This window comes from Bradyrhizobium sp. WYCCWR 13022, assembly GCF_030435535.1.
In the GTDB taxonomy this organism is placed as follows: domain Bacteria; phylum Pseudomonadota; class Alphaproteobacteria; order Rhizobiales; family Xanthobacteraceae; genus Bradyrhizobium.
In genome coordinates, this window is record NZ_JAUIZJ010000010.1 from 62217 (window position 1) to 83605 (window position 21389).

Annotated in this window: 26 protein-coding genes; 17 read left to right on the top strand and 9 right to left on the bottom strand. The window is 64.4% G+C overall.

The features are described from left to right. The first annotated feature begins 29 nt into the window (after positions 1-29). Positions 30-689, top strand: a complete 660-nt coding sequence (locus QY049_RS15955; RefSeq protein WP_258765146.1) for a TetR/AcrR family transcriptional regulator — start codon at positions 30-32, stop codon at positions 687-689. 91 nt (positions 690-780) lie between these two features. Here QY049_RS15955 and QY049_RS15960 read toward each other — a convergent pair whose 3' ends face one another. Both QY049_RS15960 and QY049_RS15965 read right to left on the bottom strand, forming a co-directional pair. Beyond that, complete coding sequence (locus QY049_RS15960) at positions 781-2748, bottom strand: methyl-accepting chemotaxis protein (RefSeq protein ID WP_258765147.1); 1968 nt, start codon at positions 2746-2748, stop codon at positions 781-783. Positions 2749-2860: 112 nt separating this feature from the next. After that, the gene (locus QY049_RS15965; RefSeq protein ID WP_258765148.1) at positions 2861-3826 is read right to left on the bottom strand and encodes a glyoxylate/hydroxypyruvate reductase A; all 966 of its coding nucleotides are present in this window, start codon (positions 3824-3826) and stop codon (positions 2861-2863) included. 144 nt (positions 3827-3970) lie between these two features. On the opposite strand from QY049_RS15965, the gene QY049_RS15970 reads away from it, so the two are divergent. From QY049_RS15970 to QY049_RS15985, 4 genes are all read left to right on the top strand, one after another. Continuing rightward, positions 3971-4339, top strand: coding sequence for a YciI family protein (locus tag QY049_RS15970; RefSeq protein ID WP_194466203.1), 369 nt, complete (start codon positions 3971-3973; stop codon positions 4337-4339). Then, a complete protein-coding gene (locus tag QY049_RS15975; RefSeq protein ID WP_194479611.1) occupies positions 4336-5631 on the top strand; it encodes an RNA polymerase sigma factor in 1296 nt (431 codons plus the stop codon). The genes QY049_RS15970 and QY049_RS15975 overlap by 4 nt, the downstream gene beginning before the upstream one ends. A gap of 208 nt (positions 5632-5839) precedes the next feature. Next, the gene (locus QY049_RS15980) at positions 5840-6376 is read left to right on the top strand and encodes an SRPBCC family protein (RefSeq protein WP_258765149.1); all 537 of its coding nucleotides are present in this window, start codon (positions 5840-5842) and stop codon (positions 6374-6376) included. A gap of 74 nt (positions 6377-6450) precedes the next feature. Beyond that, positions 6451-6870 carry a VOC family protein gene (locus QY049_RS15985; protein WP_258765150.1) on the top strand — a complete coding sequence of 140 codons (420 nt, stop codon included), beginning with the start codon at positions 6451-6453 and terminating at the stop codon, positions 6868-6870. 72 nt (positions 6871-6942) lie between these two features. On the opposite strand, the gene QY049_RS15990 is transcribed toward QY049_RS15985, so the two are convergent. From QY049_RS15990 to QY049_RS16015, 6 genes are all read right to left on the bottom strand, one after another. Beyond that, a complete protein-coding gene (locus QY049_RS15990) occupies positions 6943-7290 on the bottom strand; it encodes a hypothetical protein (protein ID WP_194479614.1) in 348 nt (115 codons plus the stop codon). 374 nt (positions 7291-7664) lie between these two features. Next, positions 7665-7844: a hypothetical protein gene (locus QY049_RS15995; RefSeq protein ID WP_301269577.1), complete on the bottom strand. Its 180-nt coding sequence runs from the start codon at positions 7842-7844 to the stop codon at positions 7665-7667. Positions 7845-7949: 105 nt separating this feature from the next. Continuing rightward, on the bottom strand, positions 7950-8414 hold the full coding sequence (locus QY049_RS16000; RefSeq protein ID WP_301269578.1) for a hypothetical protein: 465 nt from the start codon (positions 8412-8414) through the stop codon (positions 7950-7952). Between the two features lie 160 nt (positions 8415-8574). Further along, positions 8575-9012 carry a hypothetical protein gene (locus QY049_RS16005; RefSeq protein WP_194479616.1) on the bottom strand — a complete coding sequence of 146 codons (438 nt, stop codon included), beginning with the start codon at positions 9010-9012 and terminating at the stop codon, positions 8575-8577. Between the two features lie 82 nt (positions 9013-9094). Then, positions 9095-9883 (bottom strand): SDR family NAD(P)-dependent oxidoreductase, encoded by a 789-nt coding sequence (locus QY049_RS16010; protein ID WP_194479617.1) that lies wholly within the window; start codon positions 9881-9883, stop codon positions 9095-9097. A 150-nt stretch (positions 9884-10033) separates the two neighbouring features. Next, on the bottom strand, positions 10034-11698 hold the full coding sequence (locus tag QY049_RS16015; protein ID WP_301269851.1) for a PAS domain-containing methyl-accepting chemotaxis protein: 1665 nt from the start codon (positions 11696-11698) through the stop codon (positions 10034-10036). 432 nt (positions 11699-12130) lie between these two features. Between QY049_RS16015 and QY049_RS16020 the strand changes: the two genes are divergently transcribed. From QY049_RS16020 to QY049_RS16050, 7 genes are all read left to right on the top strand, one after another. Beyond that, entirely contained in the window at positions 12131-12535 is a 405-nt protein-coding gene (locus QY049_RS16020; protein ID WP_258765153.1) for a YciI family protein, read from the top strand. A gap of 17 nt (positions 12536-12552) precedes the next feature. After that, positions 12553-12915 (top strand): hypothetical protein, encoded by a 363-nt coding sequence (locus QY049_RS16025; RefSeq protein WP_258765154.1) that lies wholly within the window; start codon positions 12553-12555, stop codon positions 12913-12915. 96 nt (positions 12916-13011) lie between these two features. Further along, complete coding sequence (locus tag QY049_RS16030; RefSeq protein WP_194479620.1) at positions 13012-13752, top strand: TetR/AcrR family transcriptional regulator; 741 nt, start codon at positions 13012-13014, stop codon at positions 13750-13752. Positions 13753-13873: 121 nt separating this feature from the next. Continuing rightward, entirely contained in the window at positions 13874-14368 is a 495-nt protein-coding gene (locus QY049_RS16035; RefSeq protein WP_194479621.1) for a DUF2852 domain-containing protein, read from the top strand. 148 nt (positions 14369-14516) lie between these two features. After that, positions 14517-14678: a hypothetical protein gene (locus QY049_RS16040; RefSeq protein ID WP_301269579.1), complete on the top strand. Its 162-nt coding sequence runs from the start codon at positions 14517-14519 to the stop codon at positions 14676-14678. A 157-nt stretch (positions 14679-14835) separates the two neighbouring features. Then, positions 14836-15000, top strand: coding sequence for a hypothetical protein (locus QY049_RS16045; RefSeq protein ID WP_301269580.1), 165 nt, complete (start codon positions 14836-14838; stop codon positions 14998-15000). Beyond that, the gene (locus tag QY049_RS16050; RefSeq protein WP_301269581.1) at positions 14997-15131 is read left to right on the top strand and encodes a hypothetical protein; all 135 of its coding nucleotides are present in this window, start codon (positions 14997-14999) and stop codon (positions 15129-15131) included. Before QY049_RS16045 ends, QY049_RS16050 begins: the two co-directional genes overlap by 4 nt. A gap of 16 nt (positions 15132-15147) precedes the next feature. Here the strand turns inward: QY049_RS16050 and QY049_RS16055 are convergent, their stop codons facing one another. Further along, positions 15148-16311: an acyl-CoA desaturase gene (locus tag QY049_RS16055; protein ID WP_301269582.1), complete on the bottom strand. Its 1164-nt coding sequence runs from the start codon at positions 16309-16311 to the stop codon at positions 15148-15150. Between the two features lie 291 nt (positions 16312-16602). Between QY049_RS16055 and QY049_RS16060 the strand changes: the two genes are divergently transcribed. The 5 genes from QY049_RS16060 to tolB all read left to right on the top strand — a co-directional run bounded on the left by QY049_RS16060 (position 16603) and on the right by tolB (position 21342). Then, positions 16603-17370, top strand: coding sequence for a serine acetyltransferase (locus tag QY049_RS16060; protein ID WP_301269583.1), 768 nt, complete (start codon positions 16603-16605; stop codon positions 17368-17370). A 404-nt stretch (positions 17371-17774) separates the two neighbouring features. Further along, positions 17775-18491: a protein TolQ gene (gene tolQ, locus QY049_RS16065; protein WP_027532430.1), complete on the top strand. Its 717-nt coding sequence runs from the start codon at positions 17775-17777 to the stop codon at positions 18489-18491. Positions 18492-18534: 43 nt separating this feature from the next. Then, the gene (tolR, locus tag QY049_RS16070; RefSeq protein ID WP_194479626.1) at positions 18535-18987 is read left to right on the top strand and encodes a protein TolR; all 453 of its coding nucleotides are present in this window, start codon (positions 18535-18537) and stop codon (positions 18985-18987) included. A 4-nt stretch (positions 18988-18991) separates the two neighbouring features. Beyond that, positions 18992-19954 (top strand): protein TolA, encoded by a 963-nt coding sequence (locus tag QY049_RS16075; RefSeq protein WP_301269584.1) that lies wholly within the window; start codon positions 18992-18994, stop codon positions 19952-19954. A 41-nt stretch (positions 19955-19995) separates the two neighbouring features. Next, positions 19996-21342 (top strand): Tol-Pal system beta propeller repeat protein TolB, encoded by a 1347-nt coding sequence (gene tolB / locus QY049_RS16080; protein WP_301269852.1) that lies wholly within the window; start codon positions 19996-19998, stop codon positions 21340-21342. The last annotated feature ends 47 nt before the right edge of the window (positions 21343-21389 follow it).

The following is a 21389-nucleotide window of genomic DNA, read 5'->3' on the forward strand; positions in this document are numbered from 1 at the left end:
ATGGGATGGGTCAAGGATTAATTTGCGATATGGTACAAAAATCGAAGCCGCCAGCTGCTGCCAATGAACCCGAGCGCCCCAAGCGCCGCGGCCGCCCGCGCGCCTATGAGCCCGATGTCGCCCTCGGCAAGGCGCTCGATCTGTTCCGCAAGCAGGGTTTTGCCGCGACGTCGCTCGACGATCTCAGCGAAGCCACCGGCATGAACCGGCCGAGCCTTTACGGTGCCTTCGGCGACAAGCGCGAACTCTATATCAAGAGTTACCAGCGCTACCGAGAGGACGCCCGCGCATCGATGATCGAGATCTTTCGCCAGGAGATGCCGGTGCGCCAGCGGCTGGAGCGCATCTATGCCGCCGCGCTGAACATCTATCTCTCGGGCGAGACCGGCCCGCGCGGCTGCTTCACGGTGGTAACGGCCGCGTCAGAGGCGGTGGGCGATCCCGAGATTCGCGCCATGGTGCTGGAGGGGCTCACCGACCTCGACAAGGCCTTCGCAAATTGCTTCCGCCGCGCCAAGGAGAAGGGCGAGTTGCCTGCGAGTGCGGATCCCGCGGCACTCGCGCAACTCGCCTCCGCCACGATCCACACCATCGCCATCCGCTCCCGCGCGCGCGTGCCGCGCAAGGAGCTGGAAGCGATCGTCAAGGGCGCGATCGATGTGATGGTGGGGGCAGGCGCGAAGGCATGAGCTGTCGTCGGGACGACATCGTATTTGTAATGCGAGCTATCTCCCCAACGTCGTCCTGGCGAAAGCCAGGATGAGGCGCGACCCCACCCGACTACGCCGCGCGGATCTGCGCGAGGAAGCGGTCCACTTCGTCGCGCAGGCGCTGCGACTGTTTTGACAGTTCGACGGCGGAGGCCAGCACCTCTTCCGCGGCCGTGCCGGTCGCCGCGATGCCGTCGGTGACGCCGGCGATGTTCTGCGAGACCTCGCCGGTGCGCGCAGCAGCCTGCTGGACGTTCTGGGCGATCTCCTGCGTCGCCGTGCCCTGCTGGCCGACGGCCGCCGCGATCGCGGCGGAGATCTCGTCGACTTCCCTGATCGTCGCGCAGATCGACTGGATGCCTTCGACCGCGCCTGATGTCTCGCCCTGAACCGCGGTCACCTGCGCGCCGATCTCTTCCGTCGCCTTCGCGGTCTGGGTCGCGAGCGCCTTCACCTCGGAGGCGACCACGGCAAAGCCGCGGCCGGCTTCGCCCGCGCGCGCCGCCTCGATCGTCGCATTCAGCGCCAGCAGGTTGGTCTGGCCGGCGATGCCGTTGATGAAGGAGACGACGTCGCCGATCTTTTGCGCGGCATCTGCGAGGCTCCGGACGCGCGCATTCGATGCCTGTCCATCGCTCGCGGCCTTGCCCACCACTTCGGTTGCATGCGCCAGCCGCCGGCTGATCTCGCCCATCGACGAGGACAATTCTTCCGCCGCGGCCGCGACCGTCTGCACGTTCTCCGAAGCGAGCGCGGAAGCCGACGACACTGTGCGGGTCTGCTGCCGCGATTGCTCGACGATGTCAGACATCGAGCGTGCGGTGTGCTCCATCTCGACCGCCGCCGCCGACACCGTGGTAACGACATCGCGGATGCTGGCTTCGAAATTGTCGGCCAGCGCGGCGAAGGCGCGCCGCTTCTCCGTCTCGGATTGTGCCTTGGCCTCGAGCTGATCGGCCTGGAGCTTGCCGAAGTTGACGGCGTTGTCGCGGAACACCGCGACCGCCTTCACCATCGCGCCGACCTCGTCGTTGGCACTGCTCTCGGGAACTGTAACGTCGAGCCGGCCATCTGCGAGCTCGCGCATCACATTGGTGATGGAGAGGATCGGCCGCGAGATGCTGCGGGCAATGAGATAGCCGGTGATAGCGGCGAGCGCGAGCCCGAGCGCGGCGATGCCGATTGCGAGTATCCAGGCGCGATCGGCCGAGGCCACGTAATCGGCGTTGTCCATGACCAACTCGACGGCGCCGAGCGGCTTGCCCGAAAAGTCCTTGATCGGCCCGAGCAACGCAGCGACCGGCGTCGTATCCAGCTTCGCTTGCCGCACCGTGAACTCGCCGCCGGCGGCGCGGCCATAGTCGGCCGCGTCGAAGAAGCTCCTGCCCTTCAGCGTGCCACCGAACAGCTTGAAGCCTGCGCCGTCGGCGAGATGGAAGGCGATATCGACATGGCGATTGAGCTTGAAATCGTCGAGAAAGGACTGGCCGAAGGTCAGGCCGAATTCGACCGAGCCCAGATGTTTGCCGGCTTGCGCGATCGGCACCACGCCGCGGATGCCGAGCCCGGCCACGCCGCCTTCGAGGCCGACGACGACCTTGTGCGCCTGATTGGCGTCAACGACGGTCTTGCGGAAGCTCGAGAGGTCGTCGCCGAACTTCGCTGGCTGGTGCACGCGCAGGAAGGACGTCGCGGGTGGTGTATGGAACTGGAACTGTTCGACGCCGTATTCCGACTTGGTCGCTGCAAAGACCGGCCCGAACAGCCGCACCAGCGCCTCGCGGTCCTGCCTGGCCATCGCGTCCTGCGTCGCCGGCATGGCCGCCACGACCGTGCTCATGGCGGCGGCACGATGGGATTCTTCCGCGATCCGCGACAGCAGCGCATCATAATGGCTGCGCAGCTCGCGCTGGTCGGCGCGGTCGATGATCCCCCCAATGATCCACATCGCGCCGAGCACCGCGATTAGCGCAGTCGCCGCCGCCGTCACGGCCAGCGCCACTGTGATCCGCATCCTGAGGCCGAGGCTGGTTCGCATGTCCGACTCGTTCGTTGAGCGTTGATTAACAACGCCTATCAACTTCTCGCTAAGAGAGGGTGAACGAGGAAGGTGCAGCGTGGGTTGTGCGGGGAGCGGGGAGCGGGAAGCCCTAATACCCCCTGCCGCGATCCACCACATTCTCCAGCGCCCCACCGGCCTCGAACCTTGCGATTTGTTCGGCGACATAGGCCGAGATCGCGTCCGCGTCGGTGTCGGCGGCGTTGTGCGGGGTCAGCACCACCTTGGGGTGGGTCCAGAACCGGCTGTCCTTTGGCTGCGGCTCTTGCACGAAGACGTCGAGCGATGCGGCGCCGAGCGTGCCGTCGTCGAGGCAAGCCAGGATGTCGGCTTCGTTCTGCAGGCCGCCGCGGCCGGCATTGATCAGCACCGGCGCGCCGAGTGGGCTCGTGCGGTTGAGCTTGGTGAAGACATCGCGATTGAGGATGCCGTTTGTGTCAGGCGTCAGCGGCAGCAGCGACACCAGGATATCGGTCTTGCGCAGGAACGCATCCATGCCGGCGGTGCCGTGGAAGCATTCGACGCCCGCGATGGTGCGCGGGCTGCGGCTCCAGCCGGCGACGCGGAAGCCGAGCCGCCGCAGCACGTCGGCGGCATCGGCGCCGAGCGTGCCGAGGCCCATGACGCCAACCGTGACGGCGCTCGCAGGCCACTGATATTTCGGCTCCCAGCGCCTGGCGCGTTGCGAGTCCCGCAAATAGAGCTCCTGGCGGTGGTGCATCAACACGTGCAGCACGACATATTCGGTCATGCGGTTGGTGAGGTCGGGCACGGCCACGCGCACCAGCGGCACGTTGGGCAGGCTCTTGTCGGCCATCAGGGCGTCGACGCCGGCGCCCAGATTGAAGATCGCGCGCAGATTGGGGAAGGAGCCGAGGTCGCCCGGCACCGGCTTCCACACCGCGGCATAGTGCACCTCGGCCGGATCGAGCCCCGCATCCGGCAGCAGCACCACGCGGCGGCCGCCACAGACCGCATCGAACCGGGCCTTCCAGCGCTCCGGCAGCCAGTTCTGCTGCGTGCTGTTGATCAGGACGGCCAGTGTGCCTTTGGTCATTCGAAGTGCCTCATGAGGTTCCGCTCTTGGAGGCCCTCCTTGGCACGATCCGACGGATTTTTCTCGCAAATTATTTCCGCAGCCCTGTCGGGGCAGGGCATAGTGGATCGTCTTTAAAACAAGCGTTCAGGGAAGGTGCTGCCCATGCTTTATGCGATACTTTGCTATCATGACGAAGACTTCGTCGGCTCCTGGAGCAAGGACCAGGACGAGGCCGTGATGAAGAAGCTCGCCGTGGTGCAGGAGAAGCTCACGAGCCAGGGCCGGCTCGGGCCGGTGGCACGGCTGCTGCCGACCACTGCGGCGGCGACCCTGCGCAAGGAAGATCCGCCGCTGGTGCTGGACGGTCCCTATGCCGAGACCAAGGAGCAGCTGCTCGGCTTCTACATCGTCGACTGCAAGAACCTCGACGATGCGCTCGACGTCGCGCGCGACCTTGGCGCTGCCAATCCCGGCGGCGCCTATGAAGTGCGTCCCGTCGGCGTGTTCCGGCCCGGAGGAATTTCGGCGTGAGCGACACTGATACCGCCTGGATCGAGACCGCGCTGACCTCGGCGCGTCCGCAGGCGGTCGGCGCGCTGCTGCGCTATTTCCGCGATCTCGACACGGCTGAGGAGGCGTTCCAGAACGCCTGCCTGCGCGCGCTGAAGAGCTGGCCGCAGAACGGGCCGCCGCGCGATCCTGCGGCCTGGCTGATCATGGTCGGCCGCAACGTTGCCATCGATGAGGTTCGCCGCACCCGCAAACAGCAGCCGCTGCCGGAGGACGACCAGGCGATCTCCGATCTCGACGACGCCGAGGGCGCGATCGCCGAGCGGCTCGACGGCTCGCACTACCGCGACGACATTTTGCGGCTGATGTTCATCTGCTGCCATCCGCAGTTGCCCGCGACACAGCAGATCGCGCTGGCGCTGCGCATCGTCTCCGGTCTCACCGTGAAGCAGATCGCGCGCGCCTTCCTGGTTTCGGACGCCGCGATGGAGCAGCGCATCACCCGCGCCAAGGCGAGGGTTGCGGAAGCCGGGACGCCGTTCGAATCGCCCGGCGCGATCGAGCGCTCCGAGCGGCTCGCGGGCGTCGCGGCGATGATCTATCTGATCTTCAACGAGGGTTATTCGGCGAGCGGCGACACCGCCGAGATCAGGAAGCCGCTCTGCGAGGAAGCAATCCGGTTGGCGCGGCTGCTGTTGCGGCTGTTCCAGAGCGAGCCGGAAATCATGGGGCTCACGGCCCTGATCCTGTTGCAGCATGCACGCAGCGCCGCGCGCTTTGCCGAAGACGGCTCGCTGATCCTGCTCGACGATCAGGACCGCTCGCTGTGGAACCGCACCATGATCGCGGAAGGCCTCGCTTTGATCGACAAGGCGATGCGCCACCGCCGCAGCGGGCCCTATCAGATCCAGGCTGCGGTCGCCGCGCTGCATGCGCGCGCCGCGACGCCCGACGAGACCGACTGGGCGCAGATCGACCTGCTCTACGGCGCGCTCGAAGTGGTGCAGCCTTCGCCGGTGGTGACCCTCAACCGCGCGGTTGCCGTCTCCAAGGTGCGCGGGCCGCAGGCTGCGCTCGATCTGATCGAGCCTCTGGCGCCCAAACTTGCCAACTACTTTCATTTCTACGGCGTGCGCGGCGCCTTCCTGATGCAACTCGGCCGCAACGACGAAGCGCGAATCGCCTTCGATCGCGCCATTGCGCTCGCCAACACGTCGGCCGAAGCCGCCCACATCCGCATGCACATCGATCGCCTGATCCGGGACAGCCAGCCGAAGAGCGGCGGTGCCCGGCAGGGTGCCAAGGCGAAATAAAGCCCAGCTGTTTCCGCACCGTCATGGCCGGGCCAAACACTTGTCCCGGCCATCCACGTTCTGTCGTGCTGTCCAAGTCCGCGGCTGCCCCGGTCGAGCCTGGTCCAGCCCGGTCATGACTCCGGGTGGATGGGTGCCAAAAATTCGCTTTCCGAGTGTCGGCTCCCTCAGTTCCCCTTCGTCTTAATCCCGTATCCAGGAGTCATCCATGCTGAAAGCTATTGCCATTGTCGCTGCCGTGCTCGCGATCGGGATCGCGGGGATCCTCGTTCTTGCTCTGACCAAACCTGACACGTTCCGTGTCGAACGCTCGCTCGCGATGAAGGTGCCGGCCGAGGCCATCTATCCGCTCGTCTCCGATTTCCACTTCTGGACCGGCTGGTCGCCCTATGAGAACCGCGATCCCGCCATGAAGCGCACCTATGGCGGAGCCATGGCAGGCAAGGGCGCGACCTATGCCTGGGACGGGAACAGCAATGTCGGTGCCGGCCACATGGAGATCCTCGAGGCGAACGCGTCATCGAAACTTCGCATCAAGCTCGATTTCGAGCGGCCGTTCGAGGGCCACAACACGGCAGAGTTCACCTTTGTGCCGCAAGGCGATGCCACACTGGTCACATGGGCGATGTACGGTCCGGCGCCCTTGATGTCCAAGGTGATGCAGGTCTTCATCAACATGGACACCATGATCGGCAAGGATTTCGAGGCTGGCCTGGTCAGTCTGAAGAAGCTCAGCGAGAAGTAGCGCGGGAAACCGCCAAGGAAACCGCCAAGGAAACCGCCAAGGAAGCGGTCAAGGAAGCGAAGAGGAGAGAAACGATGCTCAGTGCCTATCTGTTCTATCAGGACACCTGCGAAGCTGCGTTCAACTATTACGCCAAGGTCCTCGGCGGCAAGATCGACGCCATGATGCGCCTCTCGGAAGCGCCACCATCGGACATGCCCCCGGGGCCGGCTGGCCGCGAGAAAACCATCATGCATGCGCGGATGACGCTGCCCGGCGGCGCTGTGCTGATGGCCTCCGACACGCCGCCAGAACATTTTCACAAGCCGCAGGGCTTTTCGATCTCGCTCACCGTCGTGGACCCTGCGGAGGGTGAGAAAAAATTCAATGCACTCGCCGACGGCGGAACCGTCACCATGCCGTTCAGCAAGACGTTCTGGGCCAAGGGGTTTGGCATGTGCGTCGACAAGTTCGGCATTCCCTGGATGGTGAATTGCCCGGCCGAAGGCATGTGAGCGTAACGTCCCGCTGATATGTTGGGCTGCGGTCTCCTCTCTCCGTTGTCGCGAGAGAGGAGGCGCGGCACGTCAGCGGATCGATCCCGTCACGTCCGCGCCCGGTGGCTGCGCCACGCAGCCGCGGCAAATCACGAGCTTCGAGCCGAGTTGCCTGTCGTTCTCGGCTTCGATCTCGTCCTCGACCGCCCACCACGCGTCGGAATAGGGGCGCAGCGTGGCCAGCACCCTTTGCCGCTCCACATTGGGATCGCTCTCTGGTGCTGCGTGACTTGCCGCGTGGCGTTTTGTGACGGCAGGACGATTGGGATCCTGACCGAGTCCGTCCCACGCGATCGGGCGCCGCTCCGCCGCCGGCGCACTTGCGCATCCCGCGAGCGCTGCGCAAAAACTGAGCAAGACGAGAATGTGTCGAGCCATGTCGAACCTGTCGTGCGCTGTGCCACGCGAATCTGCGTGGAAAAATTTGCACCGCGACGCTTACCCGTGACTTGAGGGAAAACGACGTCGACGACATGGCCGAAAGGAGATTCGTGCGCTCGATTCACTTTGCGCAAGCGTTCGAGCGGGTTCGTGACACCACGCGAATTGCATCGCACAACAACTGGCGCAAGATTAGGCTGTGCACTTCGCGCCAGAATCGATAACACTATTCATAATATCTACAAATTAGGGTGGACGTGACTTGGAAGGGAGCGACCGATGGCGGCGGCGCTACAAATCAACTTTGCTCTGTGGGGAATGCTCATCTGCGCAAGCATGAAGCTTGTGCCGATGGTTGAGATTGTCCTCCACTAGAACAGCAGCCAGTTTGTGACGGCTACGGCGCCCTGAGCAAGGACGTAGAGCCAGCCGACCGTCGCGACCGCGCTTGTGACGAGGAGCGTCAGGGTGAAGACCTGATCGCTTGCTTTCCGATGAAGTGATGACCGAGCTTGCGAACCGGCATGTCCGTCGCTGCCGACGCTTGTCATGAATTCCCCCGCGGACATCGGTGTCGCCGTGTTCATCTATGCCAACTCAACCTTGGCTTTAGTGTGACGCGACTCACGCGGTGCTTGCGAACGCAGCACCGTGCGTCAGCTGATGAACAGCGCGATCAGCATGAAGCTCATGCTCATCACGACAATCATGGGAACCACGAGGTTGCGCTGTCGCGACTGGCGACGCGGCGGAAGCCTTTGTCGCGGTGACTCGCTCGCATGCGACGCCGGCTCCGAAGGTGCGAGCGAAACCCTGGCGTCCGAGCCGATGTACTTCACGTACAACTCGAGCAGCCGCAGTTCAGACGTCAGGTCGATCAGTCCCTCGCGGTCTCGCCGCGTCAACTCCTCGAACTCGAGAGTTTCTTCCGAGCTCAACGGGCCGAGGACGATCCGTCCCTGATCCGACATACGGTAGCGAAGATCGATGGACTCCATATGCGTCCCATTTGAAAATGACTGATCTTGAAAATGTGGAACCATCATAGTCCGCGGCCGCTGCTGAGATGTGACGGTCGCGCAATCATCGCGTGCGCGGCGGCCCGGTCTGGCCAGCAGCATCATAAACGCCGGGGCAAGGCTGCAAATCGCGTAAATTGTGCACGCATTGCGGAGCGCTTGAGCGGATTTCGCGCCGCAAGGGGCGGAATCGCAGGGTGGTGCCTAATCGTCGGACAGCGGAGGATTTGTCGCAGTCATATTGTAGCCCGACGCCGAGACGTCACCGGCAGCGCGGATAGATCGCGGCGAGGTCGCGCCCCTTCAACAAGAGCAGCCGTGAGGTGAGGCCGCCGCGGCGGCTGATCCAGTCGCGGACCGGGCCGGGATAGGCCGCAAGCACGGCTTCGGATGCTTCCGGCTCGGCATAGAAGCGCCCGCGCCGGTCGACCGAACGGGCGGCATGAAAGCCGAGCACGGCGCGTCTTGTGACGCAGATGCGCTCGCCCGGCACGATGCTGAGCACCAGCGTACAGGCGGACAGGCAGGGGCCGTCGATCACCACGCGCTCACCGCTCTCGCGCACCTTCTCGAACAAATCGAGGAACGGTCCGACCTGGCCGCCGGGGCTCTGGATGATGCGGATCTCGGCCCTGGCGGGTAAGGAGGCGAGCAGGGCGGCGGCGAGCAGCAAGGCTGTGGTCGATGTGATGCGTCGCATGAAGCACTCCACAAAGCCGGTCCGTAGGGTAAGTCAGCTGCAGTCTTAACCCACCTTCTTTCGTGCCGCACGAAAAGAGGTTCTAGCCGTTCCGGCGCTGGCCGCGCAGCGTCGGCAGGCCGATGCCTGCCGCATCGAAGCCGCCATCGACGGCCAAAATCTGGCCGGTGATGTAGCTCGAACGATCCGAGCACAGGAAGAAGATCGCCTCCGCGAGTTCCTCCTCCAGGCCGTAACGATTGAGCGGGATGGCGTCGTGATAGTCGGCGCGAATCTCCTTGGTGTGCACCTGCTTCGCCATCGCGGTGTCGACCGGACCCGGCGCGACGGCGTTGACGCGGATGTTGAGCGAGGCGAGCTCGACTGCGAGCTGCTTGGTGAGATGCGCGAGCCCGGCCTTGCTGGTGCCGTAGGCCGAGCGCAGCGTCGAGGCGCGCACGGCCGAAATCGAGGTGATGTTGACGATGGCGCCGCCATCGCCGTCGCGCATGAGCGGCACCGCCGCCCTGGTGCAGAGGAACGGACCGGTGAGGTTGACCTCGAGCACGCGGCGCCAATCGGCTTCCGACGTCTCCATCAGCGGTGCGAACACCGCAATGCCGGCATTGTTGACCAGCGCGTCGAGCCGGCCGAAGCGCTGCGCGACCGCCGTCATGGCGGCGCCGACCGCGGTGCTGTCCGAGACGTCGCAGCTGAGCGCCAGCGTGTCGTCGCTCCTGCCGATGTCGGCGACGGCCCTGGCGAGCAGCTCGCCCTCGATATCGAGCAACGCGACCCGCCAGCCCTCGGCGAGAAACTTCTTCGCAGCCGCAAGTCCGATGCCGCGCGCGGCGCCGGTGACGAGGGCGATCTTCGGCTGGGCTGACGGCATCTGGGGGCTGTCCTTCTGGCTCGGATCTGGCGGTGGTATTGCGGCCAGCGTCCCTTACTGCGCCAGAAAGACCCCAGATGCAATCAAGGCCCGGCATCACGGGATGCAGGGCCTTGGTAAGGGGAGTCGAATGGTTCCGTGGAGGAACGCCTAGGACAGCTCCGCCGCTGCGCGCTGCATGTTCGCCGACATGTCCGCGGTCACGGCGCTCTGTTCCTCGACCGCGGCGGCGGTGGTGGCGATGAACTCGTTGACGCCGGCGATCGCGGCCTTGATCGCGGTCAGCGAGTTCGCGACGTCGCCCGAGATCACGTTCAGCGCGTCGATTTCGGAGGTGATCGTGTCCGTCGCCTGCTTGGCCTGATTGGCGAGATTCTTCACCTCCGAGGCGACCACCGCGAAGCCGCGGCCGGCTTCGCCGGCACGGGCGGATTCGATCGTGGCGTTGAGCGCGAGCAGATTGATCTGGCTGGTGATGCCGGAGATCATTTCGACGATGCCACTCATGGCTTGCGCCGCGGTCGCCAATTTCTGCGCCTGGCTGTCGGCGGATTCGACCCTCGTCGCCGCAGTCTTGGAATTCTCGCGCGACTTCGCCATGGTTTCGGAAATCTCGCGGATCGACGCACTCATTTCTTCGCTGCCCGCCGCGACAGCCTCGATCAGTCCCCGCGCGGCCTCGGCCTTCTTGCGGCCGATCGCCTGCGCTGTGATGTCGGTGGCGTATTTCACCACCTTGTAGGGCTTGCCGTTGAGGTCGAAGATCGGGTTGTAGGACGCCTGGATCCAGATCTCGCGGCCGCCCTTGGCGATCCGCTTGTATTCGGCGGCCTGGTATTCGCCGCGATTGAGGGTCTCCCAGAACTGGCGGTAGGCGGCCGAGTTCTTCTCGTTCGGGTCGACGAACATGCCGTGATGCTGGCCCTTGATCTCGGCGAGCGAATAGCCCATCGCCTTGAGGAAATTCTCGTTCGCGGTGCGGATCGTGCCGTCCATGTTGAACTCGATCACCGCCTGCGACTTCTGGATCGCGGCGAGTTGCCCGTCATTGTCGGCGGACTTCATCTTCTGGGCGGTTATGTCGGTCGCGAACTTCACCACCTTGAACGGCTTGCCGCTCTCGTCGAGGATCGGATTGTAGCTCGCGAGAATCCAGATCTCGCGGCCGCCCTTGGCGATCCGCTTGAACTCGGCAGCCTCGAACTCGCCGCGGTTCAGCTTGGCCCACAGCGCGCCATAGGCCGCGCCGGCGCGGTCCTCCGGCGTCACGAACATGCTGTGGTGCTTGCCCTTGATCTCGTCCAGCGTATAGCCCATCGCACCGAGAAAATTCTCGTTGGCGGTGATGATGGTGCCGTCCGTCTGGAACTCGATCACGGCCTGGGCGCGGTTGATGGCGGCGATCTTGCCGGAATCTTCCATCGCCTTGATCTTCTCGGCCGTGATGTCGGTGGCGAGCTTGATGACGCCAGTCGGCTTGCCGTTCTTGTCAATGATCGGATTGTAGGAGGCCTGAATCCAAACGGGCTGGCCCCCCTTGGCGAAGCGCTTGTATTGCGCAGCCTGGCACTCCCCGCGATTGAGCCGCGCCCAGAACTCGCGATAGACGGCGCTCTCGCGCTCGGCCGGATCGACGAAAATGCCGTGATGCCTGCCCTTGATCTCGCTGAGCGAATAGCCCATCGCCTTCAGGAAGTTCTCGTTTGCGGTGACGATGGTGCCGTCGAGACTGAACTCGATCACCGCCTGCGACCGGTCGAGCGCCTCGACCTCTGCGACGGCGTGCCTGACTTTCTTGTTCTGGAAATTGAACACGTGATGCTCCGCAATGATCTGGCGGCGGATCGGCGGGATCACCGTATCGCCGCATTAGCGGAAAAGTTGCATGGTCTTGTTGAGCAACTGTAAACCCGTGCATAAACCTGAGTTAGCTCCGTATTTCCACGTGTGATGTCGATGTCGTTCAGTTGGCGAGCTTTCTGGCTTCATAAGCACTGTGCAATTCATACGAGCTGGCCGTAGTTTTACTGAGCCGTTCCGAAAAATATTCCCGTTCGGCGCATGGCGTGGGCTGCGACAGATTGCCGGCGCTGCCGCGACTGCTTCGTCTTGCGGAGGTTCCCACACGCTGCCGGCGCGCCTCGCAATGACTTCCGAAATAATTTCCTCGGTCGTGTCGGCCTTGCAGCGGTTCGTTCGTCTTGGAAGTGAGCGCGGGCCAGAAGGCCCGCCTGAGTGAGGAACCGCATGCGATTCATGATGCTGATGATCCCGCTCGGCTATGAGACTGCGCCGGCGGACGTCCAACTCGATCCCGAACGCGTTGCCGCGATGATGCGCTACAATGAGGCATTGAAGGACGCCGGCGTGCTGATCACGCTGGACGGCCTGCATCCGCCGTCGATGGGCGCGCGCGTCTCGTTTTCGACCGGTGTGCCCGTCGTGACCGACGGGCCCTTCGCGGAGGCCAAGGAAGTGCTGGGCGGCTACTGGATGATCGAGGTCGGCTCGCGCGAGGAGGCGATCGCCTGGGCCAGGCAATGCCCGGCCTCGGCCAATGAGATCATCGAGATCCGCCAGGTGCAGGAAATGTCCGATTTTCCGCCCGACGTGCAGGCCGCTGCTGCCGGTTTCGAGGACCTGAAGAGCTAGCAAGGGAGAAACCACCGATGAGCAACGACACCTATCTTGCCGTCTTCCTCGGTAGCAAGAACAGTCCGAAATGGGCCGCATGGAATGCGATGTCCGACGCCGAGCGCAAGGCGAAGGAGATCGAGGGCATCGCCGCCTGGAAGGGGTGGGTCGAGAAGCACCAGGGGGCGATCCAGGCCATGGGCGGCCCGCTGGGCAAGACCAAGAAGGTCGATGCCAAGGGTGTCGTCGACATCGCCAACGAGATGGGCGCTTTCACGGTGGTTCGCGCCACTTCGCACGAGGCGGCCGCCAAGATGTTCGAGAACCATCCGCATTTCGCGATCTTCCCCGGCGAGCGCGTCGAGATCATGCCGGTGCTGCCGATCCCGGGCGGCTAGGAGCCGATCGGAACGTCCGACACGTGGAAGTACGGGTTCACCAAAACCCGTTGCCGCTAGTGACCTTCACGCGCCGCTCATGTAAAGGTCGTTCACATGAGCTGGCGCAAGGAGCAGCGCCGCGCCGAGCGCGGCTATCACCACGGCAATCTGAAGGAAGCCCTTCTGCAGGCCGCCCTCGGGCTGATCGCCGAGAAGGGTGCGGCCGGCTTCACCTTCGCCGATGCCGCGCGCATGGCCGGTGTCAGTGCGGCGGCACCTTACCGGCATTTCCGCGATCGCGACGAACTGTTGTCCTCGATCGCGCAGCGCGGTTTTGAGCAGTTCGAGCAGAGGCTCACTGCGGCCTGGGACGACGGCCGCCCCGATACCGTCACGGCATTCGAGCGCGTCGGCCGGGCCTATCTCGCGTTCGCTCGCGAGGAGCCCGCCTTCTACAACGCGATGTTCGAATCGGGCCTTCCCGTCGATGCCAATCCGGCGCTGCAGGCCGCCAGCGAGCGCGCTTTCAACGTCATTCGCGCCGCCGCGGAGCGTCTCGCGGCGCTCGCCCCGCCGGGCACGCCGCGTCCGCCGGCGATGATGATGGCGCTGCACATCTGGACGATGGCGCATGGCGTCGCCTCGCTGTTCTCGCGTGGCGATGCCGCACGCCGCAAGCTGCCGATGTCGCCGGACGAGCTGCTCGAGGCCGAGGTGCTGATCTATCTGCGCGGCCTCGGCTTCCCCACCGACCGCCGGCCGCAGGCGAACAGCGCCGAGCCACCGCCGATCCCGCCGGAGGCACCCTCCGGTTCCGGAGTGCCTCCTGGCGGGCCCTGGGGCAAGCCGAAATAAAGTTGCGCAAATAATTCCGCAGGCCCCTCAGGCCGCCGGCTTGACAAAATCGCGCGATGGTCTAGCTATGTAAATGTTATTTACATTCACAACGGCGCTGATGCCGTGATGGAGAAGGGAAATGGCCTACACCGCTGATGTCAATCGCTGGCGCGGCCCCTCGGACCAACACCAACAGTACGAGCGGCCCCACATGCTCGATACGCCCTGGCATCCTGGCTGGATTGCCGTGACCATTCTCGGCTTCATCATCTGGTGGCCGATCGGACTCGCCCTTCTCTTTTTCACACTCGGGAGCAGAAGAATGTCGTGCTGGAGCAACTCGGATCGCTGGCAGAACAAGATGGAGCGGATGCAGTACAAGATGGACCGCATGCGCGACCGCATGGAGCGCCGCGGCTTCGGCGGCTTTGGCTTCGGTCCGCCGTCCTCCGGCAACCGCGCCTTCGACGAGTACCGCACCGAAACGCTGCGCCGGCTCGAGGAAGAGCAGGTCGAGTTCAAGAACTTCCTCGACCGTCTGCGCCACGCCAAGGACAAGGAAGAGTTCGACCAGTTCATGGCGCAGCACAAGACGCGTCCGACCCCGCCGCCGACCGACCAGCAGCAGGGCTGACACTTCTCAAAGCCTTCAGGCGCATGCCCCCAAAGTCCTGATGGCCCCGAGCCGCCCGCCTGCGCATCCCGCAGGCGGGCGGTTTGGTTTTGGGGGGAAGAGGATCGAGTCCTCCGAACCGGCGCACGGTTCGTAGGCACAAAAGCCCATGGACCTCACCACGCGCCTCTTGCTCGGCATGACCGCTTTTGCGGTGCTGGGCTATCTCAGTTTCGTCTATGGCGGCTGCGCGGGCGCTGTCGATTGCCATTTCCGCAGCTGCGGCCGACAGCTCTGCGGTGTCGTCCACAGCCATCCCTCGGCACGATAGAACCCGATCCGCGCGCGGCGCGACTAAACCGCGACGGCGCCTCCCGCGCGCCAACGGGTCCGACCATGACCAACGCCGAACACTACCAGATCAACCGGCGCATCGCGCGCTCGAACGCGCGACGGCGCTGTTCGGGCGGTTCGGCGGCCTGATTCCGATGGCGGTGGCGTTTCTCAATAGATGGCCGACGCAAGTCGAGCTCTACCCGCACTGGCAGGTCGGCGAGTCCTGGAAAGTCTTCCTGAGCCTCTACCTCTATTGGTTCGCCTGGCTCGCACTCGGCCGGGCAATCTCGTTCGCGAAGGCGAGCCTCGCGCCATGATCCTGCTTCGCGATTTCGCGCTCTTCGTCCTGCCGGCCCTCGTCGCGGCGGGCGGCTGGCTTTATGCGCTCGGCCTGCGCAGGCAAGCCCGGCCGGAACGTGCGCCCGACGGACGCGTCCCGGCAGGATGAGGATGGCCCGCGCGCTTCAGCGCACCGTCGCGAGCTGCGCGCGAACCGATGTCAGGAAGTGCTCGTAGGCATGGTCGACGATCTCGTTGAGGGATCGCGTGCGCGCGAACATCGCCCTGGCTTCGCTGAGAAACTCCTCGCGGGTCGGTATCTTCGGCAGATGCAGATGCGTCAGCGCATCGACGCCGTCATGCGCGCGATCGAGGATGTCGTGCAGGGTCGGCAGTTGCAGCTGCGCGAGATCGGCCCGGTGCAGTGCCGACGAGAGCGCGTGCGCGAGCGCGTGAGCGTCGAACCGCCCCGCGAGTTCGCGGGCCGCGCGATGGATGACCCGCGCGCCGAGCGGCTGTTCGTTGCGCAGCACCAGCTCGGGCGGCGCCTTCATGTTCCAGACGACGCCGAACCAGGACAGGATCTTGAGCGTGTAATAGGTTACGTCGATCTCCCACCAGTAAAAGCCCTGCCGCACGCTGCTCTGGTAGGCGTGGTGATTGTTGTGCCAGCCTTCGCCCAGAGTGAGCAGTGCCAGCAGCCAGTTGTTGCGGGAATCATCGCCCGTGACGTAGCGCTTGCGTCCATGCACATGGGCGAGCGAATTGATGCAGAAGGTCGCGTGATAGACCAGCACCGTGCTCCACAGGAATCCGACGACCAGACCCGGCCATCCCGCAACCAGAAAGCAGAGCGCCGCAAGCACCACGGCCGGCAACAGCTCGAGCCGATGCAGCCACATCAGCTCCGGATAGACCGCGAGATCGCCGACTTTCACCAGGTCAGTCGTGTCGTGCTCTCGGTAGAAAATCCAGCCGAGGTGGCTGTACAGAAAGCCGCGCTGACGCGGGGAATGCACGTCGCGTTCCGTATCGGAATGCAGATGATGGTGCCGATGCTTGGCCGCCCACCACAACACGCTCTTCTGCGCGCTGCTCTGCGCAAGGCAGGCAAGGATGAACTGAAACACCCGGCCGGTCGCAAATGCCCGATGGGAGAAATAGCGGTGGTAGCCGGCTCCGATTCCGAACATTCGCACGACATACAGCGCCGCGCAGATCGCGAGGGCCTGCCAGGTGACGCCCGACCAGATCGCTGCAAGGCAGCCGAGATGGACCAGCAGGAACGGGACGGCGGAGGGGTACATGATGTCGTCGTGCTGGTCGTCGGCGAGCGCGTTGGGCGACATGTCTTGGCGTAACCTCGGATGAGGGGTGCGGAGATGAGTGCCGGCGGCGCAGGAGGCTGCCGGGTACGAAAAACCCGCGGATGGCGGACCACCGCGCGGGCTCGAGAAGCTCGGACATCCCGGCCGACGCAGCGTCGGCCGAAAATCCGGCGGACTATAGGGGCGCCGGCGTCTGGCATGCAAGCTCGTAGCCTCACGGGAAGCTGCGGCATGATGTGCGGGTCGGCGGTGCCGCTGGCGCCGCCTTGCCCACGACCTATATGGGGAAGCATCAAGATACCGGAGGCGGCGATGGCACGAGCTGCGATCATGGTGGGCGACGATCTCTGGCAAAGCATTCGCGACGAGGCGCTGCGTGCCGCGGTTGCCGATCCCGTCTTTGGCAAGACGGTTGCCGGCGCCATCCTGGCACACGATGATTTCACGGCTGTTCTCGCCGATCTGATCGGGCGCCGGCTTGGCGGCAGCGTCAGCGAGCGCGAACGCTTCACCGAATTTTCCTTGAAAGCTCTTCGTGCCCAGCCGGATCTGATCGCAGCCGCCGGCCGTGATTTGCAGGCCATCACGCGTCGTGATCCCGCCATCGCCGGCCTGTTGCCGCCGCTGCTGCATTTCAAGGGTTACGTCGCGCTGCAGGCCTGGCGCGTCTCGCACTGGCTCTGGCGTCATGACCATCACGATGTGGCGCTGCTGTTTCAGAACGAGGCCTCGAACGTCCTCCAGGTCAGCATCCATCCTGCGGCCAACGTCGGATCGGCGGTCTATCTCGACCATGCCACCGGCATCGTCATCGGCGCCGCGGCCGTGATCGGCGACGAGGTCACCATCCTCCAGAACGTCAGCATCGGCCGCGGCAGTGAACTGCCGACGCGTTCGCCGCGCATCGGCCGCGGCGTCTTCATCGGTGCCGGCGCGACCATTCTCGGCGATGTCAGCATCGGCGAGTTCGCCAGGATCGGCGCCGACGCGGTCGTGACATCGGATGTCCCCGGCGGATGCACGGCAGTCGGCAATCCGGCGCGGCTGACCAACTGCCCAGAGCCAGCCTCGGTGGCGTGAGCCTATTCGGTGGGGGGAACCGAACTCGGTCTGGGCTCGCAGCTGCTACCCCGGTAACGCCACGCGACACCATGCCCCGTCGCCGGCACCTCCATCCCCCTGCGCCGCCACCCTTTTCCGTCGCCAAATGCGCCCCCGGTAACCCGCCATTAACCATCGCCGGGCTCTGGTAATTATGGACAATCGCGCCCGGAGCCGTCGTCGAGGCCCATAGTTTTGACATCTTGGCAGGGAATGCAGGCGGCGGCTTTGGACGAGCCCCTGTACCCCAGAAAGACAAGGCTTTGAGCGGGCTTGCCGGCAGCGCCGGTTCTAGCGCGGCTGTTGGGGAACCGGCCGTCGTTTGGCTGGCCGGGACATAGGTAACGATCGCCAAAAGTGATCGTCTTGAGAGGATACTGCTGATGAATCCGGCCGACGTGGCTCAGTCCGCCCTTCCGGTTGCCGCCTCCGCCGACGTGTCGCTGATCGCGCTGTTCTGGCAGGCTCACTGGATCGTGAAATGCGTCATGCTGGGCCTGCTGTCCTGCTCGGTCTGGGTCTGGGCCATCGCGATCGACAAGATCTTCCTGTATGCCCGCACCCGCCGCTCGATGGACCGCTTCGAGCAGGCGTTCTGGTCGGGCGAGTCGATCGAGGAACTCTATCGCACCCTCTCGGCCAAGCCGACCCATTCCATGGCAGCCTGTTTCGTCGCGGCGATGCGCGAATGGAAACGCTCCTTCGAGAGCCACGCCCGCTCGGTCGCCGGCCTGCAGATGCGCATCGACAAGGTCATGAACGTCTCGATCGCCCGCGAGGTCGAGCGGCTGGAACGCCGCCTGCTGGTGCTCGCGACCGTCGGCTCGGCCGGCCCCTTCGTCGGCCTGTTCGGCACGGTCTGGGGCATCATGTCGAGCTTCCAGTCGATCGCGGCGTCGAAAAATACCTCCCTGGCGGTGGTGGCGCCCGGTATCGCCGAAGCGCTGTTTGCGACCGCGGTCGGCCTCATTGCCGCAATTCCTGCCACTATTTTCTACAATAAGTTCACGTCCGAGGTGAACCGGCAGGCCCAGCGGCTCGAGGGCTTCGCTGATGAATTTTCAGCCATCCTCTCCCGCCAGATCGACGAGCGGGGCTGACGGACGGCATGTATAGTGTGAAGGCGAGATTGGGCACCAAGCCATGGGCATGAACGTAGCCAGTTCGTCCGGAGGCGGCGGCCGTCGGAGCCGGCGCAAGCCGGTCATGGCCGAGATCAACGTCACGCCGATGGTCGACGTGATGCTGGTGCTGCTCATCATCTTCATGGTGTCGGCGCCGTTGCTCACCGTCGGCGTGCCGCTCGACCTGCCGCAGACCCAGGCCAAGAGCCTCGACCAGAGCGACCAGAAGCCGATCCAGATGTCGGTCGACATCAACGGCAAGGTGTTCATCGCCGACGCCGAGATCCCGATCAACGAGCTGATCCCGAAGCTGAAGGCGATCACGGACGCGCGCGGCGGGCTCGAGGAACGGATCTATCTGCGCGCCGACAAGAAGGCGGATTACGGCACGGTGGCCAAGGTCATGGGCCTGCTGTCGGGTGCGGGCTTCAAGAAGCTGGCGCTCGTCACCGAAGCGGATCAGGGGTCCTAGGCCAGTGAAGGTGAACGTCGACAAGACACTCGTTGCGTCGATTGTCCTCCACGCCCTCGTGCTGGGATGGGGCCTGCTCACCTTCAGCAGCAAGGCGTACATCGTGCCGGAGGAGTCGCTTCCGGTCGACATCATCTCCACCGATCAGCTCGCGCAGATGATGTCGGGGCAGAAGACCGGCAAGAAGGAAGAGCTCAAGCCCAAGGTCGAGAAGATCGCCGAGGCCAAGCCCGAGGAAGATTCCGTCGGCAAGGTCACCGAGAAGAAAGAGCTGATCAAGACCAACTCGACCCCCGACACGCCGCCGCCGAAGCCCGTCGAAAAGCCGGTCGAGAAGAAGCCCGAGCCGCCGAAGCCGGTCGCCGAGACCACGCCGAAGGAAGAGCCGAAGCCGCAGGAGAAGAAGCCTGACCCGGCCAAGGAAGATCCGATTGCGGAGCTCCAGAAGAAGCTGGAGACCAAGAAGCCGCCGCCCAAGCCCGTGGAGCAGAAGGTCGCCGCAGTCCAGCCGCAGCAGCAGCCGAAGCCCAAGGAGCGCACCTTCGATCCCGCGCAGATCGCTCGCGATCTCGACAAGCGTGCCGTGACCCGCCACGAGCTCACGGGATCGGCGTTGAACGCGTCGGCCTCGCTGGGCTCGACGTCGGGGGCAGCGGCAAACAACGTCGCGACCTGGCAAGGTGCATTCCAGGGCGCGGTGAAGCGCTGCTTCACGCCGACCTATAACGGGCAGGACGCCAACCTGTACGAAGCCGACATCGACATCCCCATGAAGATCGACGGATCGCTCGCCGCCGAGCCGGTCATCGTCGCGGTGCGAGGGCCGTCGCGGTCGATCGCCCAGGCGGTGGCCGAGAGCGCCAGGCGTGCGATCGTGCAGTGTCAGGTCTATTCGTTCCTGCCAAAGCAGCAATACGACAGCTGGAAGCTCATTCCGATGACTTTCGGCCTGAAAGACATGTTGTGACATCCGAACAAAAGAATTTTGCGATGATTGACGTTCGTTCGATGAACCGCCGCCGCTTCATGACCCTGACAGGGTCGACGCTTGCATTGCTTGGGGGCGGGCAGGCGTTAGCGCAGGACCGAAAGCGGATCGTCGTCCAATCCGACGAGTTTCGTCCGATCCCGATCGCAATCACCAATTTCGTGCCAGGCTCGCCCGCCGACGGCGATGTCAGCAACGGCGTCACGCAGGTCATCACCAACAATCTGAGCCGCTCGGGCCTGTTTGCGCCGATCGACCAGGCCGCCTTCATCGAGCGCATCAGCAACATCGACGTCGCGCCCAATTTCCAGAACTGGAAGACCCTGAACGCGCAGGCCCTCGTCACCGGCCGCATGACGCGGCAGCAGGACGGCCGGCTCAAGGCCGAATTCCGCCTGTGGGACGTGGTCACCGGTCAGCAGCTCGCCGGCCAGCAATATTTCACCTCGCCGGAATATTGGCGCCGGATCGCCCACATCATCTCCGACCAGATCTACACCCAGATGACCGGCGAAAAAGGCTATTTCGACAGCCGCGTCGTGTTCGTCGACGAGTCCGGGCCGAAGGAGCGCCGCGTCAAGCGGCTCGCCATGATGGACCAGGACGGCGCCAACGTGCGCTATTTGACCCGCGGCTCTGACCTCGTGCTGACGCCGCGCTTCTCGCCGAACTCGCAAGAGATCACCTATATGGAGTTCGGCCAGGGCGACCCGAAGGTCTACCTCTTCAACATCGAGACCGGACAGCGCGAGATCGTCGGCAACTTCCCCGGCATGACCTTCGCGCCGCGCTTCTCGCCGGATGGCCAGCGCGTCATCATGAGCCTGCAGCAGGGCGGAAATTCCAACCTGTTCGTGATGGATCTGCGCTCGCGCTCGACGACGCGCCTCACCGACACGCCGGCAATCGACACGTCGCCGTCCTATTCGCCTGATGGCACCCGCATCTGCTTCGAGTCCGATCGCGGCGGCAGGTCGCAGATCTATGTGATGGCGGCGGGCGGCGGACAGGCGCAGCGCATCTCGTTCTCCAAGGACGACAACAACGCCACCTATTCGACGCCGGTGTGGTCCCCGCGCGGCGACTACATCGCCTTCACCCGGCAGGGCGGCGGCCAGTTCTCGATCGGCGTCATGAAGCCCGATGGCTCCGGCGAGCGCCTGCTCACGTCCGGCTTCCACAACGAAGGCCCGACTTTCTCGCCGAACGGCCGTGTGTTGATGTTTTTCCGCGATCCCGGCGGCAACTCCGGACCGTCGCTGTTCTCGGTCGACATTTCCGGCCGCAACGAGCTGAAAGTGCCGACGCCGGGCTTTGCCTCGGATCCGGCCTGGTCGCCGCTGCTCTCCGCGACCGCGGGCCAATGACCGATGAAGAGATCGAGCGCTGCAACGCGCGATCTTGTCGAAAAAAA

Excerpts from the sequence above, each read along its gene's own strand:
- QY049_RS15955 (WP_258765146.1), top strand. The coding sequence starts at position 30 with ATGGTACAAAAATCGAAGCCGCCAGCTGCTGCCAATGAACCCGAGCGC.
- QY049_RS15960 (WP_258765147.1), bottom strand. The coding sequence starts at position 2,748 with ATGCGAACCAGCCTCGGCCTCAGGATGCGGATCACAGTGGCGCTGGCC.
- QY049_RS15965 (WP_258765148.1), bottom strand. The coding sequence starts at position 3,826 with ATGACCAAAGGCACACTGGCCGTCCTGATCAACAGCACGCAGCAGAAC.
- QY049_RS15970 (WP_194466203.1), top strand. The coding sequence starts at position 3,971 with ATGCTTTATGCGATACTTTGCTATCATGACGAAGACTTCGTCGGCTCC.
- QY049_RS15980 (WP_258765149.1), top strand. The coding sequence starts at position 5,840 with ATGCTGAAAGCTATTGCCATTGTCGCTGCCGTGCTCGCGATCGGGATC.
- QY049_RS15985 (WP_258765150.1), top strand. The coding sequence starts at position 6,451 with ATGCTCAGTGCCTATCTGTTCTATCAGGACACCTGCGAAGCTGCGTTC.
- QY049_RS15990 (WP_194479614.1), bottom strand. The coding sequence starts at position 7,290 with ATGGCTCGACACATTCTCGTCTTGCTCAGTTTTTGCGCAGCGCTCGCG.
- QY049_RS15995 (WP_301269577.1), bottom strand. The coding sequence starts at position 7,844 with ATGACAAGCGTCGGCAGCGACGGACATGCCGGTTCGCAAGCTCGGTCA.
- QY049_RS16000 (WP_301269578.1), bottom strand. The coding sequence starts at position 8,414 with ATGCTGCTGGCCAGACCGGGCCGCCGCGCACGCGATGATTGCGCGACC.
- QY049_RS16005 (WP_194479616.1), bottom strand. The coding sequence starts at position 9,012 with ATGCGACGCATCACATCGACCACAGCCTTGCTGCTCGCCGCCGCCCTG.
- QY049_RS16010 (WP_194479617.1), bottom strand. The coding sequence starts at position 9,883 with ATGCCGTCAGCCCAGCCGAAGATCGCCCTCGTCACCGGCGCCGCGCGC.
- QY049_RS16020 (WP_258765153.1), top strand. The coding sequence starts at position 12,131 with ATGCGATTCATGATGCTGATGATCCCGCTCGGCTATGAGACTGCGCCG.
- QY049_RS16025 (WP_258765154.1), top strand. The coding sequence starts at position 12,553 with ATGAGCAACGACACCTATCTTGCCGTCTTCCTCGGTAGCAAGAACAGT.
- QY049_RS16030 (WP_194479620.1), top strand. The coding sequence starts at position 13,012 with ATGAGCTGGCGCAAGGAGCAGCGCCGCGCCGAGCGCGGCTATCACCAC.
- QY049_RS16035 (WP_194479621.1), top strand. The coding sequence starts at position 13,874 with ATGGCCTACACCGCTGATGTCAATCGCTGGCGCGGCCCCTCGGACCAA.
- QY049_RS16040 (WP_301269579.1), top strand. The coding sequence starts at position 14,517 with ATGGACCTCACCACGCGCCTCTTGCTCGGCATGACCGCTTTTGCGGTG.
- QY049_RS16045 (WP_301269580.1), top strand. The coding sequence starts at position 14,836 with ATGGCGGTGGCGTTTCTCAATAGATGGCCGACGCAAGTCGAGCTCTAC.
- QY049_RS16050 (WP_301269581.1), top strand. The coding sequence starts at position 14,997 with ATGATCCTGCTTCGCGATTTCGCGCTCTTCGTCCTGCCGGCCCTCGTC.
- QY049_RS16055 (WP_301269582.1), bottom strand. The coding sequence starts at position 16,311 with ATGTCGCCCAACGCGCTCGCCGACGACCAGCACGACGACATCATGTAC.
- QY049_RS16060 (WP_301269583.1), top strand. The coding sequence starts at position 16,603 with ATGGCACGAGCTGCGATCATGGTGGGCGACGATCTCTGGCAAAGCATT.
- tolQ (WP_027532430.1), top strand. The coding sequence starts at position 17,775 with ATGAATCCGGCCGACGTGGCTCAGTCCGCCCTTCCGGTTGCCGCCTCC.
- tolR (WP_194479626.1), top strand. The coding sequence starts at position 18,535 with ATGGGCATGAACGTAGCCAGTTCGTCCGGAGGCGGCGGCCGTCGGAGC.
- tolB (WP_301269852.1), top strand. The coding sequence starts at position 19,996 with ATGAACCGCCGCCGCTTCATGACCCTGACAGGGTCGACGCTTGCATTG.